At 61.9% G+C, this 15,378-nt stretch carries 16 protein-coding genes; 12 read left to right on the forward strand and 4 right to left on the reverse strand.

Going from position 1 to position 15,378, the window contains the following annotated elements; all coding sequences use genetic code 11:
- Nucleotides 1-90: 90 nt before the first annotated feature.
- From fghA to BM116_RS04785, 10 genes are all read left to right on the forward strand, one after another.
- Nucleotides 91-939 (forward strand): S-formylglutathione hydrolase, encoded by an 849-nt coding sequence (fghA, locus tag BM116_RS04740; RefSeq protein WP_083723415.1) that lies wholly within the window; start codon nucleotides 91-93, stop codon nucleotides 937-939.
- A 74-nt stretch (nucleotides 940-1,013) separates the two neighbouring features.
- Nucleotides 1,014-1,490, forward strand: a complete 477-nt coding sequence (gene ispF, locus BM116_RS04745) for a 2-C-methyl-D-erythritol 2,4-cyclodiphosphate synthase (protein WP_083723413.1) — start codon at nucleotides 1,014-1,016, stop codon at nucleotides 1,488-1,490.
- Complete coding sequence (truD, locus tag BM116_RS04750) at nucleotides 1,483-2,538, forward strand: tRNA pseudouridine(13) synthase TruD (RefSeq protein WP_083723411.1); 1,056 nt, start codon at nucleotides 1,483-1,485, stop codon at nucleotides 2,536-2,538. The genes ispF and truD overlap by 8 nt, the downstream gene beginning before the upstream one ends.
- Nucleotides 2,538-3,287 carry a 5'/3'-nucleotidase SurE gene (gene surE, locus BM116_RS04755; RefSeq protein WP_083723409.1) on the forward strand — a complete coding sequence of 250 codons (750 nt, stop codon included), beginning with the start codon at nucleotides 2,538-2,540 and terminating at the stop codon, nucleotides 3,285-3,287. Before truD ends, surE begins: the two co-directional genes overlap by 1 nt.
- Before the next feature lie 2 nt (nucleotides 3,288-3,289).
- Complete coding sequence (locus BM116_RS04760) at nucleotides 3,290-3,961, forward strand: protein-L-isoaspartate(D-aspartate) O-methyltransferase (RefSeq protein WP_083723407.1); 672 nt, start codon at nucleotides 3,290-3,292, stop codon at nucleotides 3,959-3,961.
- Nucleotides 3,962-3,983: 22 nt separating this feature from the next.
- Nucleotides 3,984-4,907, forward strand: coding sequence for a polyprenyl-phosphate transporter (locus tag BM116_RS04765; protein ID WP_083723405.1), 924 nt, complete (start codon nucleotides 3,984-3,986; stop codon nucleotides 4,905-4,907).
- A 127-nt stretch (nucleotides 4,908-5,034) separates the two neighbouring features.
- On the forward strand, nucleotides 5,035-5,850 hold the full coding sequence (locus tag BM116_RS04770; protein WP_235846695.1) for a peptidoglycan DD-metalloendopeptidase family protein: 816 nt from the start codon (nucleotides 5,035-5,037) through the stop codon (nucleotides 5,848-5,850).
- Nucleotides 5,851-6,371: 521 nt separating this feature from the next.
- Nucleotides 6,372-7,280: an RNA polymerase sigma factor RpoS gene (rpoS, locus tag BM116_RS04775; protein WP_235846696.1), complete on the forward strand. Its 909-nt coding sequence runs from the start codon at nucleotides 6,372-6,374 to the stop codon at nucleotides 7,278-7,280.
- A 280-nt stretch (nucleotides 7,281-7,560) separates the two neighbouring features.
- Nucleotides 7,561-8,133: a LemA family protein gene (locus BM116_RS04780; protein WP_083723399.1), complete on the forward strand. Its 573-nt coding sequence runs from the start codon at nucleotides 7,561-7,563 to the stop codon at nucleotides 8,131-8,133.
- Nucleotides 8,130-9,047 (forward strand): GIDE domain-containing protein, encoded by a 918-nt coding sequence (locus tag BM116_RS04785; protein WP_083723397.1) that lies wholly within the window; start codon nucleotides 8,130-8,132, stop codon nucleotides 9,045-9,047. The genes BM116_RS04780 and BM116_RS04785 overlap by 4 nt, the downstream gene beginning before the upstream one ends.
- Nucleotides 9,048-9,067: 20 nt before the next feature.
- On the opposite strand, the gene BM116_RS04790 is transcribed toward BM116_RS04785, so the two are convergent.
- The 3 genes from BM116_RS04790 to BM116_RS04800 form a co-directional block, all read right to left on the reverse strand.
- Nucleotides 9,068-11,125, reverse strand: coding sequence for a putative bifunctional diguanylate cyclase/phosphodiesterase (locus BM116_RS04790; protein ID WP_083723395.1), 2,058 nt, complete (start codon nucleotides 11,123-11,125; stop codon nucleotides 9,068-9,070).
- A 483-nt stretch (nucleotides 11,126-11,608) separates the two neighbouring features.
- Complete coding sequence (gene sodB / locus BM116_RS04795) at nucleotides 11,609-12,190, reverse strand: superoxide dismutase [Fe] (protein WP_083723393.1); 582 nt, start codon at nucleotides 12,188-12,190, stop codon at nucleotides 11,609-11,611.
- Between the two features lie 235 nt (nucleotides 12,191-12,425).
- Complete coding sequence (locus tag BM116_RS04800) at nucleotides 12,426-13,037, reverse strand: LysE/ArgO family amino acid transporter (RefSeq protein ID WP_090475024.1); 612 nt, start codon at nucleotides 13,035-13,037, stop codon at nucleotides 12,426-12,428.
- A 99-nt stretch (nucleotides 13,038-13,136) separates the two neighbouring features.
- Here BM116_RS04800 and BM116_RS04805 point away from each other — a divergent pair, with 99 nt between their 5' ends.
- Nucleotides 13,137-14,024, forward strand: a complete 888-nt coding sequence (locus BM116_RS04805; protein ID WP_083723388.1) for a LysR family transcriptional regulator ArgP — start codon at nucleotides 13,137-13,139, stop codon at nucleotides 14,022-14,024.
- Nucleotide 14,025: 1 nt separating this feature from the next.
- Here BM116_RS04805 and BM116_RS04810 read toward each other — a convergent pair whose 3' ends face one another.
- A complete protein-coding gene (locus BM116_RS04810) occupies nucleotides 14,026-15,066 on the reverse strand; it encodes a saccharopine dehydrogenase family protein (protein WP_090475026.1) in 1,041 nt (346 codons plus the stop codon).
- Nucleotides 15,067-15,094: 28 nt separating this feature from the next.
- Between BM116_RS04810 and BM116_RS04815 the strand changes: the two genes are divergently transcribed.
- On the forward strand, nucleotides 15,095-15,378 hold a 284-nt coding region (locus BM116_RS04815; RefSeq protein ID WP_139222352.1), incomplete at its 3' end, for a transposase.

Genomic DNA, 15,378 nt, shown 5'->3' on the forward strand with positions numbered 1-15,378 from the left:
GATGAGTAGCTATCCGCTCATATCTGCTTTCAGCTTCAAGCTTCCGGCTTCGAGCCTTCGTTGGCTTTTACGTCTTTCCGGAGATTTCTTATGAACGACATTGAACTGGTCAGCGCCAACAAGAGCTTTGGCGGCTGGATGAAGCGTTATCGTCACCGCTCTCAGGTGCTGCACTGCGACATGGTGTTTGGCATCTACCTGCCGCCGCAGGCGGATCAGGGCAAGCCCTTGCCGGTGCTGTACTGGCTGTCGGGGCTGACCTGTACTGACGAGAACTTCATGCAAAAGGCGGGCGCGCAGCGCTTGGCTGCTGAACTCGGCATGGTTATCGTCGCGCCGGACACCAGCCCGCGCGGCGAAGGCGTGCCGGACGATGCTGAAGGCGCCTATGACTTCGGTCTGGGCGCGGGCTTTTACGTCAACGCCACCGAGCAGCCGTGGGCGCAGCACTACCGCATGTACGACTACGTCGTGCAGGAGCTGCCGGGGCTGATCGAGGAGCACTTCCCGGTATCGGATCAGCGTTCGATCAGCGGGCATTCGATGGGCGGCCACGGCGCGTTGATCTGTGCGCTGAAGAATCCCGGTCGCTATCGCTCGGTGTCGGCATTTGCGCCGATCACCAATCCGAGTGATTGTCCTTGGGGACATAAGGCACTGGGGCAGTATCTGGGCAATGACCGTGCGGCCTGGAAGGCGTGGGATACCTGTGAACTGCTGGCAGGCGCGACTGAGCGTCTGCCGCTGCTGGTCGATCAGGGCGAGTCCGACAACTTCCTGGCTGAACAGCTCAAGCCTGAAGCGCTGGAAGCGGCCGCAGCAGCTGCAGGGCACCCGTTGACCCTGCGTCGCCAGCCCGGCTACGACCACAGCTACTACTTCATCGCCAGCTTTATTGATGACCACCTGCGTCATCATGCGGCCGCGCTCGGGCTGTAGAGCGGCGACCGTGGCCTGTTCCCTGTCATGTCGAGGCGGTAGAATCGCCGCCATCGACTGACGGGAGACTTCACATGCGTATTGGCCACGGCTACGACGTTCATCGCTTTGGCGATGGCGATTTCATCACCCTCGGTGGCGTGCAAATCGCGCATAACCGGGGGCTGGTGGCTCATTCCGATGGTGACGTGCTGTTGCACGCATTGGCTGACGCATTGCTCGGCGCTGCCGCGCTGGGTGACATCGGCCAGCACTTCCCCGATACCGACCCCGAATTCAAGGGCGCCGACAGCCGCGTGCTGCTGCGTCACGTCATGAGCCTGCTCCGCGAGCGCGGCTGGAAGGTGGGCAATGTGGACGCCACCATCGTCGCCCAGCGGCCGAAGATGGCGCCGCATATTCCGCTGATGCGCGAGCAGATCGCTGCAGACTTGGGCGTCGCGCTGGATCAGGTCAACGTCAAGGCAACCACCACTGAAAAGCTCGGCTTCACCGGCCGCGAGGAAGGGATAGCCGTACACGCGGTGGCCCTGTTGCTGGCCGATGTCTGAGACGCTGCTGGGGCCGCGTGCCTGGGGTGACAGCTGCGGCCGGGCAACGCTAAAGGCAACGCCTGACGATTTCCGCGTCACCGAAGTGCTGGACATCGCACTCAGCGGGTCAGGAGAGCATCTCTGGCTGCTGCTGGAAAAGCGCGGCCTGAATACCGAAGAAGTCGCCAGGCAACTGGCCCGCGCGGCCGGTATTTCGCTGCGTAACGTCAGTTACGCCGGGTTGAAGGATCGTCAGGCGGTCACCCGCCAGTGGTTCAGCCTGCAGTTGCCGGGCCGCGCTGATCCGGATTTCAGTGCGCTGTGGAATGACCAGTTGCGCTGCCTGGAACAGACCCGCCACCAGCGCAAGCTGCAGCGCGGTGCACACAGCGCGAACGGTTTCTTTATTCGGCTGACCGACCTGCAGGCCGATAACGCCGAGCTGGATGCGCGGCTGCAGATCATCGCCCGCGAAGGTGTGCCCAATTATTTCGGCCCGCAGCGCTTTGGTCGCGACGGCAGCAACCTGCACGACGCCCGTCGCTGGGCCGGGCAGGGCGGTTATCCACCTGCGCGTGGCACGCGTTCACGCTTGCTCTCAACCGCCCGCAGTCTGCTGTTCAATCGCATGCTCGCGGCGCGAGTGGCGGACGGCACATGGAACCGCATTCTGCCCGGTGATTGCCTGGCTTTTACCGATAGCCGCAGTCACTTTCCGGCCAGCGAACTGGCCGCCGATGATCCGCGTCCGGCGGCGCTGGATCTGCATCCCACCGCATCGCTCTGGGGTGCGGGTTCGTTGGCCAGTGGTGCGGAAACGGCAGCGCTTGAACAGAAGATTGCCGGTGCTGAGCCAGAGCTGGCTGCCTGGCTGGAAGGGGCAGGGCTGGATCAGGCCAGACGGATTTTACGCCTCCCCATTCAGGGACTTACGTGGCATTATCCGTCCACCGATTGTCTCGAACTGGAATTTACCCTGCCTACCGGCTGCTTCGCTACGGCGTTGCTGCACGAGCTGCTGGAACTCTCCAGTGCCCCCGGTGGCGGGCTGGAAACGGAAAACTGATGCGAATTCTGATTGCCAACGATGATGGTGTGCTGGCGCCGGGCATCAAGGCCCTGCACGGCGCGCTGGCCGATTATGCCGACTGCGTAGTGGTTGCCCCCGCCGAAGACCGCAGTGGCGCAAGCAGCGCCCTGAGTCTGGACCGGCCGCTGCGCCCGTTCACGCTGGAGAACGGCTATATCGGGGTCAATGGCACCCCGACAGACTGCGTTCACCTTGGGCTCAATGCGCTGTTTGAAGACAGCATCGATATGGTGGTGTCGGGCATCAACCTGGGTGCCAACCTGGGTGACGACGTACTCTACTCCGGCACCGTTGCTGCCGCGCTGGAAGGGCGTTTTCTGTCGCGCACGGCGATGGCGTTCTCGCTGACCGGTCGCCAGTCGGACAACCTGCCGACCGCCGCGCACTTTGCGCGTCAGATGGTCGAAGCCCATGACCAGCTCGACCTGCCGCCACGCACCGTGCTCAATGTTAACGTGCCGAACCTGCCTTTGGAGCACATCAAGGGGGTGCGCTTGACCCGTCTGGGGCACCGCGCACGCGCGGCCAAACCGGTGAAATGGGTCGACCCGCGTGGCAAGGAAGGTTACTGGATCTCGGTAGCCGGAGATGCCGAAGACGGCGGCGAAGGCACCGACTTCCACGCCATCATGCAGGGCTTTGTGTCGGTCACGCCGCTGCGCGTGGACAAGACCATGTATGAAGTCTTCGACCACCTGGAAAATTGGCTGGACGGACTGGTTTGAGAATGGGACACGACGACCTTTATCGCGCCGGTATCGGCATGACCTCTCAGCGTACGCGCGAGCGGCTGCTCGAGCGCCTGTTCGAGGAAGGCATCCGCAATCTGCATGTGCTTGAAGCGATCCGTCGAACCCCTCGCCACCTGTTTGTCGATGAAGCGCTGGCCCACCGCGCCTACGAAGATACGGCGTTGCCGATTGGTCATAACCAGACGCTGTCCCAGCCCTACATCGTTGCCCGCATGACTGAGCTGCTGCTCGGCGGTGGGCCGCTCGACAAGGTCATGGAGGTCGGCACCGGCTCGGGCTACCAGACCGCCATCCTGGCTCAGGTGGTTGAGCGGGTGTTCAGTGTCGAGCGCATCTACCCCTTGCAGGAAAGGGCCAAGAGCGTGCTGCGGGACATTAATATTCGTAACGTAGTGTTTCGCCACGCCGACGGCAACTGGGGCTGGCCGCAGTACGGACCCTACGACGCAATACTGGTGACGGCTGCACCGGCCGAGATTCCGCGTGAACTGCTCGCTCAATTGGCCGATGGCGGCCGCCTGGTGATTCCGGTGGGTGAGCATGAGCAGCATTTGATGCTGGTCGTGCGCCAGGGCGACGAGTTCATTCATCAGCAGGTCGAGCCGGTGCGTTTTGTGCCGCTGCTGGCCGGCGCCATCCACTCCTGATCCCTGCCTGCAAGGACTCTTTGTGAAGGACTATCTGTTTATCTTCCTGCGTGGCGTTGCCATGGGCGCCGCCGACGTGGTGCCCGGTGTGTCCGGCGGCACCATCGCCTTTATCTCCGGTATCTACGACCGTCTGCTGGCTGCTATTGCGGCCTGTACGCCGGACAAGCTGTTGTGGCTGCTGCGCGGGCGTTTTGCCGATACCTGGCGGGCAGTAGATGGCCCCTTTCTGGTGACCCTGCTGGCCGGCATTCTGTGCAGCATTCTGTCACTGGCACGGCTAATCACCTATGCGCTGGAACATCATGGTGTGCTGGTCTGGTCGTTCTTTTTCGGGCTGATTCTGGTCTCTGTTTACCTCGTTGGTCGAGAGATCAAACGCTGGAACGCCTGGACCATCATGGCGGCGGTGGCAGGTACGCTGTTTGCCTATCTGATAACCGTGGCGGCGCCGCTGAGTCTGAGCGTGACCCCGCTCAACCTGTTCTTTGGCGGTGCCATTGCGATCTGCGCGATGATCCTGCCAGGCATTTCGGGCAGCTTCATTCTGCTGTTGCTGGGTCTTTATACCGGCGTGCTGCATGCGGTAAAGAATCTGGAGTTCGGGCTGCTCGGGCTGTTTGCCCTGGGCTGCGTGGCCGGGCTGTTGAGCTTTGCTCGCCTGTTGTCCTGGCTGCTCAGCCATGCGCGTAATATCACCCTGGCGTTTTTGACCGGCTTGCTGGTTGGCTCGCTGAACAAGGTGTGGCCCTGGAAAGAGACCCTGACCTGGCGTACCAACAGCCATGGCGAGCAGGTGCCGCTGACCGAGGCCAACCTTTGGCCGCAGCAATACAGCCAACTTGTCGGTGAACCCTCACTGTGGCAGGCCGGGTTGGCATTGATGGTGCTCGGCGTGGTATTAGTGTTGCTATTGGAGTGGTGGGGACGGCGAACGGCGGCCTGAGGGCGCGCCGTTGCGAACCCTGCAGGTGATACTGAACGGGAGCCAGCCTGGAATGGGGCGGTGTGTGCGAGAGGGGGGGCGGTCTGCGGCGCAGGCCAGAAACCTCACAACTGTGTTTCTGGCGGTCATGTTGACCGCATGCGCCGGTCCGTCCGGTACCGTGCCGATTGACGAGCGCGGCCGTGGAGGCCAGCGCGCGCAGTCGGTTACCACCGGAGCGCACACCGTGCAGCGTGGTGAAACCCTCTATCAGATTGCCTTTCGCTATGGCTGGGACTGGAAAGAACTGGCCAGCAATAACAACTTGCGCGCCCCCTATACCATTTACCCTGGTCAGCGTATCAGCCTGGGTAGACGCTCCGCAGCGCCCACCAGCGTGGCCAGCGCACCAACCACCAGCGCTCCAGCGCGTCCCGCCCCGGTGACCAGTGCTCCGGCGGTTACCTCCACGCCGGTCCGCAGTAATACCACCAGCACACCCAGCGCGCCCACCACGCGGGCGCCGGCCAGCACTGCCAGTACCAGCAACACGCCGGCAACGGCGCCGGTGATCGCACCCGGTCCGGTCAGCGCGGCGGGTTGGAGTTGGCCGGCACGCGGCACGCTGCTGGCGCGCTTTCAGTCAAACGGCAGTTTGAATAAAGGGATTGATATTGCCGGGCAATTGGGTGAGCCTGTCAAGGCAGCGGCTGATGGCGCAGTGGTGTATGCAGGGCGGGGCCTGATTGGCTATGGTGACATGATCATCATCAAGCATGACGAAACCTTCCTGAGTGCCTATGCACACAACAGCCGGTTGCTTGTGAAGGAAGGGGATCAGGTCAAGGTCGGGCAGGTTATCGCCGAAATGGGCAGCAGCGGCACCGACAGGGTCAAGCTGCACTTTGAGATACGGCGCAAGGGTCAACCTGTGGACCCGTTGGCGTATTTGCCGCGATCTTGATGTTAGGGTCTGTTGACGTTTCGTTCGCCCACCTGCCGGAGGCCATTTTTTTGGCCAGGCAAGGCGGAGGAAGCGTAGTGTAGTTGATCTACATAAGCGACCGACAACGTAGCATGGCCGAAAAATGGCCCCGGCCCTGCGGGCTGCGCCTGTAAGGCCGCCACTCGGCGTCGCTCGTCGCTTATTTGGAATGACCAAACTGCGCTCTTCGCTTCTTGATTGGCGGCCTTACAGGCAGCAACAGGCGGGCGAACGAAAGGTCAACAGACCCTAGGGTGTAATCAGGTCTGACATCCGTCTGTCATTTTTGGCAGGCAGTCTGCTGAAAAGGCAGGTGGATGGGTAGTTTATTGCAGTCGCGCGGCGTCTTCGCTTTGCCTGCTGCGGCTGTCGAGATACCGCGTTTACTGACTTGGGGCGCGCATATGGCAGTTAAAAACAAGAAGCGGCCGGTTAAAGGCCCGTCAGCAGGTGCTACGTCGTCACAGCGAAACATCACGGAAGATGAGGAGGTGCAAGGCATGCCCGTATCTGTCGAACGTCCCCAGCGTGCAACCCCGCGTAACCACCGCAGGGAGAACGCTTTCGAGTTCACCAAGGAGCTGGATGCTACCCAGCTTTATCTCAACGAAATCGGTTTTTCCCCCTTGCTCACGCCGGAAGAAGAGGTGCATTTTGCCCGTCTGGCGCAGAAGGGCGACCCGGCCGGTCGCAAGCGGATGATCGAGAGCAACCTGCGGCTGGTGGTCAAGATTGCCCGGCGCTACGTCAACCGTGGTCTGACCCTGCTTGATCTGATTGAGGAGGGTAACCTGGGCCTGATTCGCGCTGTCGAGAAGTTTGACCCCGAGCGCGGCTTTCGCTTTTCGACCTATGCGACCTGGTGGATTCGCCAGACCATAGAGCGGGCGATCATGAATCAGACGCGCACCATTCGCTTGCCGATTCATGTGGTCAAGGAGCTCAACGTTTATCTGCGTGCCGCCCGTGAGCTGACGCAAAAGCTTGATCACGAACCCTCCCCGGAAGAAATCGCCCACCTGCTCGACAAGCCCGTCGAAGACGTCAAGCGCATGCTGGGCCTGAACGAGCGGGTGGCTTCGGTCGATATGTCGCTTGGCCCGGACTCGGACAAGACGCTGCTCGATACGCTGACCGATGAGCAGGGTGGTGACCCCTGCGATCTGCTGCAAGATGATGATCTCAACGCCAGTATCGATCAGTGGCTCGGGGAGCTGACTGAAAAGCAGTGCGAGGTGGTTACCCGGCGCTTCGGTTTGCGTGGGCACGAAAGCAGCACGCTGGAAGAGGTTGGCCGCGAGATTGGCCTGACCCGTGAGCGGGTTCGGCAGATCCAGGTTGAGGCGCTCAAGCGGCTGCGCGATATCCTTGAGCAGCATGGCCTGAGCGGCGAGTCGCTGTTCCAGTAGTACAGGGGCCGCCGTGCCGCGGCTCAGCTACAAGCAGCCAGGAAGCGCAGAGCACCGCGTTTGAGCGGCTACGCTGGTCAGTCTGGCTTGATGCCAGTCCGCCCGCGGGCCGGTTCACCTTTCTTCGGCGCCCGCCGTCATCACTGCTCAAGACGAGCCGCGTCCGGCGCGCGGAATTTATCAGTGTTTCCTTAATCAGCACTTCATTTATAGTGTGCCCTGTGCTTCGCGCAGCGCAGCGCGCGGCCTTGCGCCTCATTCATGCAAAGGAGATGGGTTGATGGAACTGACGACAGTCATTGTGCTGGTGGTGCTGGGTGTAGCCCTGCTGTACGCGATCATGCTCTATAACCAGCTGGTCAGTGTTAAACACGCGGTGAGCCAGGCCTGGTCCAATATCGATGTGCTGCTGCGACAACGTCACGACGAGTTGCCCAAGCTGGTAGAGGCCTGCCGGCGTTACATGCAGCATGAGAGTCAGACGCTGGAGCGCGTGATTGCCGCCCGCAGCGCGGTGGCCTCTGCTCGAGCAGATGAGGACGTCAAAGGTGTCGGTCGCGCCGAAAGCGTGCTGCGCGCCGGGTTGGGGCAGCTGTTCGCACTGGCTGAGAACTACCCCGAGCTCAAGGCCAACGAGTCATTTCAGCACCTGCACGAGCGCATCAGTGGGCTGGAGAACGGCATCGCCGACCGGCGTGAGCTGTACAACGCTGCCGTCAATATCAACAACGTTCGTATCGAGCAGTTTCCGGAGGTGTTGCTGGCGCGCCTGTTCGGCTTCAAGTCTGCCGAGTTGCTGCAATTCTCTGATGAAGAGAAAGCCGATGTGGATGTGCGGGCGCTGTTTTCGTGATTGATGTTCACGGCGTAATGCTGCTGTCGACGCCGGCCTATTACATCTTCAGCGGTCTTGCCACCCTCGCTGCCCTGATACTGCTGGCAGCGATGTTTCGTAGCTGGCGGCGCGCGCGCTGGGTCGACGATACGCCTACCTCGCGTATTCGCTCCGCGGCGCAGGGGCTGGTTGAGCTGCATGGCCGACTCGATGCGGGTGGCCATGAGCCGCTGATTTCCCCGCTAGGCGAAGTGGACTGCCTCTGGTACCGCTTTACCGTGGAAGAGTATCAGCGCTCCGGCAAGAACAGTGAATGGCGTACAGTAGAGAAGGGCGAGTCGGAGCGCCCCTTTCTGTTGCGTGACGACACCGGCAGTTGCTGGATCAGCCCTAAGGGCGCAGAGGTGCACCCTCGGCAGCGTCGACGCTGGGAGGGCAGCCAACGGTGGCCGATGGGAAGCAATGTGCGTACCGGGCTGCTCGCCGGGCTGATCGGCAGTCGCTACCGTTATACCGAGGAGTGGTTCTCAGAAGATGAGCTGCTCTACGCGCTGGGCTGGTTTGAGAGCCGTGGTGGCGGCCGGGGTGGTATTGATCCGCAGGGAATTGCACGGCAGGTCATCAGTGACTGGAAGGCCGACTACGATGACCTGCTGGCGCGTTTTGATCGCAACGCTGACGGTCAGCTCGACATGCAGGAGTGGCAGCAGGTCCGCGCTGCAGCAGATCGCGAGGCGCAACGCCTGGCCCGGGTCGAGGGGCAGCAGCCTGTGGTGCATGTGCTGTCAAAGCCGGCTCGCCGCGGTCTGCCCTTTATTCTGTCGGACCACCACGAAGAGGACCTGAGTCGCCGGCTCAAGCGTGGGTCTATCATGTGCATGCTTGGATTCGGCGTCATGGCGCCGGTCGCATGCTGGTTCTGGCTGGCGTAAGCGTTCAGCCAGTTCGCTGATCAGTGCGTTGCCTGCTGCCGCCGAGAGGTGTTGTAGCTGCGAATCCAGTCATCGAAGGCCGAGGCCGACAGCGGCCGGCTGTAGTAGTAGCCCTGGCCTTCGTTACAGCCCAGCGCGGTGATGTAGGCTTCCTGCTCGGCTGACTCGACCCCTTCGGCAATAACCTGCATGTTGAGGCTGCGGCCCAGCTGGATGATGGCGCGGACGATGGTCGCGTCGTCCTCGTCCACCAGCACGTCCTGCACGAAGCTGCGGTCGATCTTGATCTTGTCCAGGGGCAGGCCGCGCAGGTAGCTGAGTGATGAGTAGCCGGTGCCGAAGTCGTCGATGGCGATTTGTACGCCGGCCTTCTTCAGGCTGTTCAGGTGTCCGGCCGCCGCAGCAATGTCTTCCATCAGGCCGGTTTCGGTTACTTCCATTTCCAGACAGCGCGCGGGCAGCTTGTAGCGCTGGATCAGGTTGGTGACCATGCGCGACAGTTCGCTGTGGTGCAGTTGCACGGTGGACAGGTTAACGGCCATGCGCAGCTCGGTCAGACCCGCATCGTGCCATTGGCGCAGCTGGTGGCAGGCCTGATCCAAGACCCACTCGCCGATGCTGATGATGACGCCATTCTGCTCGGCCAACGGAATAAACAGATCCGGCGGCACCAGTCCGCGTTCGGGATGATGCCAACGCAGCAGCGCTTCAACGCCCACCACGCTGTGATCTTCAAAGGACACCTGCGGCTGGTACACCAGGTGAAACTCGTTGCGCTCCAGAGCGCCGCGCAGCTCCTTGTCCAGCTCGCGGCGTACGCGCATCTCGCTGTCCAGGCTGGCGATATAGAACTGGTACCGATTACGCGAGCGCGCCTTGGCCAGCATCATGGTCTGCTCGGCCTTTTGCAGCAGCTTTTCGGCGTCGTCGCCGTCGTCCGGGAACAGGGTAATGCCGATGGTCGCGCGCAGGCTGACCGAGTGTTCGCCAATTTCGAATGGGCGGCTCAGATCGTCCAGAATGGTCTGGGCCAGCTCTGCAGCTTCGTAGGGCTCACTGACGCCTGTTTGCACCAGCGCGAACTGATCGCCGCCCAGGCGTGCCAGGCTGCCCAGTCGGCCGCTGTTGGCACGCAGGCGGTCTGCCAGGGTCACCAGCAGGCTGTCGCCGGACTGGTAGCTGAACTGTTCGTTGATTTCCTTGAAGTCATCCAGGCCGCAGCACAACACGGCAACACCGCGCTGACGGCGGCCGGCGTCGGCAAGAATGCGCGAGAGCTGTTCCTGCAGCATGCTGCGATTGGGCAGGCCGGTCAGGTGGTCGTGCTGGGACATGTGCAGCAGGTTTGCCTCAGCCTCGCGCCGCCGGCTGCTGTTGCGTTCGATTGAATCCAGCAGCTCGTTGGCCTTGTTGATCCACAGGCCAAGCTCGTTCTTCTCTTGTCCGGGCAGCATGGGGATATGCATCTTGCCCGGGTGGTCGGGGTTGATGTCGCTGATGCGCTCAATGACGGCTGCCAGTGGCTTGGTCAGCAGCAGGTGATAGAGCAGATAGAGCACCAGCGCCATGGCCAGCGCGCGCAGCACGCCTGAGACCAGAATGATCAGCGAGCTCTGCAGAAAGTCCTGCCCGTAGGGCGCCGTGTCCAGGACGATACGCAGGTCGCCGTAGTGTTCGTTGTAGGGTTCACGACCAAACAGGCCAACGCTGTAGTGCTGCTCTACGCCAAACAGCCAGTCGGTGACGCTGCGCAGCGGCGTCGTGGCGAGCGGACGCTCACGGCTGGCAAGCTGGGTTTCGTCGGGGTGACCAATAGAGGCAAAGCGCACGGCCGGGTGCTCAAACAGACCGCCAATGACCTGCAGCGCCATCTCTCGGTCCAGGCTGTACACGGCTTGGGTGGCCGGGTCTTCTGACATGGCCAGAATCTGCTCTGCCGTGCTGTCGATCAGCTGGCGTTCCTTACGCAGATCAAAACTGATCTGGCCGAGGCTCAGAACGACGCCGACCAACAGTGCCCATAACAGCACCAGGCGTAACAGTTTGACTGAAAGGCTGTGTCTGCGCTCGAGCTTCAAGGTCTTCTTATTCCTGTCCTGAGAATGGGCTCGCTAGGGAAGCACTGACTAATTCCACACGCCCTCTGCGAGTGCTCAAGGGTGCAGATGCAAGGCGCGATGTGCAGCCAATAGTGGTTCTATTGGCAAGCAGCGCAACGCCGCAGATGCATGCTTGAGCGCTCGCCCTGCGGGGCGTTCAGGCTGGGCCGCACTCTGCGTTGTGGTTTCTCGACAGGTCCCGACATGCCTTCGAACCCACGCCTTGATTACGGCCCAGCCTGAACGCCAGAGGGCATGCGGAATTAATCAGTGCTTCCCTAGAGCAATCATGCAGGGTTTGCGGCCTGGTGCGCAATATCTGCTGCAACAGGGAGCGAAATGGCAACAAACCCTAGGGCAGCCATGACAGGAAACATTAAGTTGACGTCAAAGTGCAATCATTTTTTCGGCCAAAACAAAAACACCCTGCCGAGGCAGGGTGTTTTGGTACCGCGGACTGGATTAGGCAGCGAAGTTTTTCGCTACGAAGTCCCAGTTGACCAGGTTCCAGAACGCTTCTACGTACTTCGGACGCGCATTGCGGTAGTCGATGTAGTAGGCGTGTTCCCAAACGTCGCAGGTCAGCAGCGGGGTGTCGCCGCTGGTCAGCGGGCAGCCGGCGCCGATGGTGCTGGCCAGCGCCAGGGAGCCGTCAGCTTTCTTGACCAGCCAGCCCCAGCCGGAACCGAAGGTGCCGATGGAGACTTTGCTGAATTCTTCTTTGAACGCGGCGAAGGAGCCGAACGCCTTGTTGATGGCTTCGGCCAGCTCGCCAGTCGGCTCGCCGCCGCCGTTCGGGCTCAGGCAGTTCCAGTAGAAAGTGTGGTTCCAGATTTGCGCTGCGTTGTTGAAAACGCCACCGCTGGAGGTCTTGATGATCTCTTCCAGGCTCTTGCCTTCGTACTCGGTGCCCGGAACCATGTTGTTCAGGTTGACCACGTAGGTGTTGTGGTGCTTACCGTAATGGTATTCCAGAGTCTCTGCCGAGATGTGCGGCTCCAGTGCGTTCTTCTCGTAGGGAAGTGCGGGTAGTTCAAAAGCCATGATCTATCTCCATCGTCAGGTATCAGGGTCTGCACCGGTGCGGGTGGGTGTGCCCGGGCACGGATGCTGACTGGGGTGCCACGCGCGCCCGGCGCTATGGCCAATCTGCTACGCCTCTTGTGGGCAACCTTACTGGGTTGCGCCTTGGGCGCTGCCCGTCTCGCGATCGGGAAGACCCGATCATAGCACCTGAAAGCGTGCCTATCCACGCACCTTCAGTGTGGTTATAGGCGGCTCAGAGGGTCTGCAGCGCGGGTTTGGCCAGCGACCAGGCGACGGTGAACATCATGCCGGCGACCAGCAGATCGATCAGTCGCCAGGTCAGTGGGCGCTGCAGCACCGGTGCCAGGCGAGCTGACCCTACTGCCAGCAGGGTGAACCAGAGGATAGAGGCGCTGGCGGCGCCGAGAGCGAACACCAGTGGCAGGCTGTGCTGCGCGGCAAGGCTGCCGATCAGCACCATGGTGTCCAGATAAACATGCGGGTTGAGCAGGGTGACCGCCAGGGTAGTCAGCAATACTGCCCGCCGCGAACGGGCCGGGGCGCGCATGGCTTCCAGGCCGCGGGGCGACAGCGCGCGCCAGAGTGCTTGCGAGGCGTACAACAGCAGAAACAGGACGCCGCCCCAGCGGGTGATCTCCATCGCCAGTGGATGCGCCTGCAGCAAGGCTGATAGGCCGAAGGTGCCGGCCAGAATCAGCGCGGCGTCGCAGCTCATGCAGATGAGCGCAACGCTGATATGGTGCTCGCGGCGCAGGCCCTGAGCGAGGACAAAGGCGTTTTGTGCGCCAATGGCCATAATCAGGCCGGCAGCGGCGATCAGGCCGTGGAAGTAACTGTATAGCAGGCTCGGCATGGTGGTTCCCTGGTGGTTTTGGCGGCAGTTTGCGCTGGACAGCTTGATTAGGAAAACAAATAATCCTGATGCTGCATTAGGAAAATAGATATGGTCGATTACAAGTTGCTGATGGCGCTGGCCGCCGTCATTGAACATGCAGGCTTTGAGCGGGCCGCCTCCAACCTGGGGTTGTCTCAGTCGGCGGTATCCCAGCGTATCAAGCTGCTGGAAGCGCGCCTGGGCACGGCGGTACTGGTACGCAGCGCGCCACCGCAGGCGACGGCTGCTGGCCAGCGCCTGCTCAACCACGTGCAGCAGGTACGCCTGCTGGAGAGGGACCTGCAAGCGGATTTGCCGCAGATGGCAGACGCCGCCGGGCGCACGCGCCTGCGGGTAGCGCTCAATGCTGACAGCTTGGCGACCTGGTGGGCTGCCGCTGTATCAGCCTGGTGCGAGCGGGAACGCGTGCTGCTGGACTTGCAGGTTGAAGATCAGGATGTGGGGTTGCGGCGCATGCGCAGCGGCGAGGTGGCGGCCTGTCTGTGCGCGGCAGAGCAGCCGGTGGCGGGCGCACGTAGTCTGTTGCTTGGTCAGATGCCCTATCTGGCGGTGGCCAGTCCAGCCTTTGTACAGCGGCATTTTCCGCAGGGCGTAGCAGCGGCGGATGTGGCGCGCATACCGGCGGTGGTGTTTGGTCCCGATGACCGCCTGCAACACCGCTTTGTCCAGCAGCTTGGCGTCACCGGTGAGTTTGACTATCACCTGTGCCCCTCGTCGGAGGGCTTTGTACGCATGCTGGAGGCCGGTGTCGGCTGGGGCATGGTGCCGGCGCTGCAGGTAACCGAGGAACTGGAGACCGGGCGCTTGCTGCAACTGTTGCCGGGTCAGACATTGGAGGTGCCGCTGTACTGGCATTATTGGCGTAGCGGAGGGCAGTTGCTCGCCGGTTTGACCGACGAGCTGGTGCGGGTAGTGCCGGGCCTGCTGGCGTCGTGAATTACTCGATTTGCATGCTGCCGGAGCCCGGCAGTTTCTCGATGCAGTCGGTGCCCAGCAAGCGCGATGGCGTGTAGTAGCCGGGCGCGGGTTCTTCTTGCAGCAGGAAGTTGACCGCCATCAGCGCACCCTCGACGGTAACGTCGTAGCCGTTGGCGGTCTCGATGCGGGCGACCACCTTGCGGCCGGCGCGGTTTTGCGCCTCACCCCAGACATAGCTGCGGGCTGACTCGCGCTCGTGGGAGTCCGGCCCGGTGATGCGGCGTGCCACCAGGTACTTGAGCAGCGCCTGTACCGGCGGCAGCCCGAGCAGCGGGCGCAGGCGGTCCAGGCGGCGCAGGCGTGTCGCGGCGCTGGGCGCCATCGGCAGGAAAACTTCAATATGGTCGATGCCGGTGGAGAACCAGGCGGTAGCGATATCGCCCCAGGGAATGGTCACCGCGTGCTTGGTGCCGTTGCCAAAATCGATGTCGCGGCTCTGATAGGCCAGCGGCACGCTGACGATGCGATCATCCTTGCGAATGCGGCCGCCGTACTTGAGGCCTTCTACCGAGGTTTTTGCCGTGCCGGGAGATAGCGCGCTGCGCGAGTCAAAACCCAGTGCCAGGCGATCCGCGTCCGGCAGTTCCTGCTTGAGTCTGGCGGCGATGCAGTCGGTAGGGATGACATCAAAGCCGACGCCCGGGCAAATCACGATGTTGGCCTGCTCGGCATCCGTCTGGCGGGCCTGGGCGGCGACAAAGGCGTCGATTTCGCCGGTGATATCCAGGTAGTGACAGCCAGTTGCCAGACAGGCGTCGATCAGCGGCTGGCTGGTGGCTGAGAAGGGGCCGGCACAGTTGAGAATGACGCGGTGGTCGGCCAGGGTCTGTTGCAGGGCTTGCTGGTCGTGGAGATCAAAACACTGGTGCGGCAGGCCCAGTGACTCACCAAGCTGGGTGATGGCGCGCGTATTGCGACCGGCCAGCACTGGCTTGAGGCCTCGGGCAGCAGCAGCTTGGGCTAGGGAAACTCTGAAAAAGACTTTCTGATTTGGCAAAATACCGCGACCCCACCCACCGAGTTTCCCGATGAAGCAGATGACCTTCGCCGACGCCGAGTACGCTGGCAAGCGCAAGCAAACCCGCAAGGAGTTGTTCCTGATCGAGATGGATCGGGTGGTGCCGTGGAAGGGCTTGATTGCTTTGATCGAGCCACATTATCCGAAGGGTGAAGGTGGCCGTCCGGCCTACCCGTTGATGGCGATGCTGCGTGTGCATCTGCTGCAGAACTGGTTCGGCTACAGCGATCCAGCGATGGAGGAAGCGCTGTACGAAACCACGATCCTGCGCCAGTTTGCCGGGCTGAACCTGGA

Origin of the sequence: Halopseudomonas pachastrellae (genome assembly GCF_900114765.1) — a bacterium.
Taxonomy (GTDB): Bacteria; Pseudomonadota; Gammaproteobacteria; order Pseudomonadales; family Pseudomonadaceae; genus Halopseudomonas; species Halopseudomonas pachastrellae.

Excerpts from the sequence above, each read along its gene's own strand:
- BM116_RS04780 (WP_083723399.1), top strand. The coding sequence starts at position 7,561 with ATGGAACTGACGACAGTCATTGTGCTGGTGGTGCTGGGTGTAGCCCTG.
- BM116_RS04805 (WP_083723388.1), top strand. The coding sequence starts at position 13,137 with ATGGTCGATTACAAGTTGCTGATGGCGCTGGCCGCCGTCATTGAACAT.
- ispF (WP_083723413.1), top strand. The coding sequence starts at position 1,014 with ATGCGTATTGGCCACGGCTACGACGTTCATCGCTTTGGCGATGGCGAT.
- fghA (WP_083723415.1), top strand. The coding sequence starts at position 91 with ATGAACGACATTGAACTGGTCAGCGCCAACAAGAGCTTTGGCGGCTGG.
- sodB (WP_083723393.1), bottom strand. The coding sequence starts at position 12,190 with ATGGCTTTTGAACTACCCGCACTTCCCTACGAGAAGAACGCACTGGAG.
- surE (WP_083723409.1), top strand. The coding sequence starts at position 2,538 with ATGCGAATTCTGATTGCCAACGATGATGGTGTGCTGGCGCCGGGCATC.
- BM116_RS04770 (WP_235846695.1), top strand. The coding sequence starts at position 5,035 with ATGTTGACCGCATGCGCCGGTCCGTCCGGTACCGTGCCGATTGACGAG.
- rpoS (WP_235846696.1), top strand. The coding sequence starts at position 6,372 with ATGCCCGTATCTGTCGAACGTCCCCAGCGTGCAACCCCGCGTAACCAC.
- truD (WP_083723411.1), top strand. The coding sequence starts at position 1,483 with ATGTCTGAGACGCTGCTGGGGCCGCGTGCCTGGGGTGACAGCTGCGGC.
- BM116_RS04760 (WP_083723407.1), top strand. The coding sequence starts at position 3,290 with ATGGGACACGACGACCTTTATCGCGCCGGTATCGGCATGACCTCTCAG.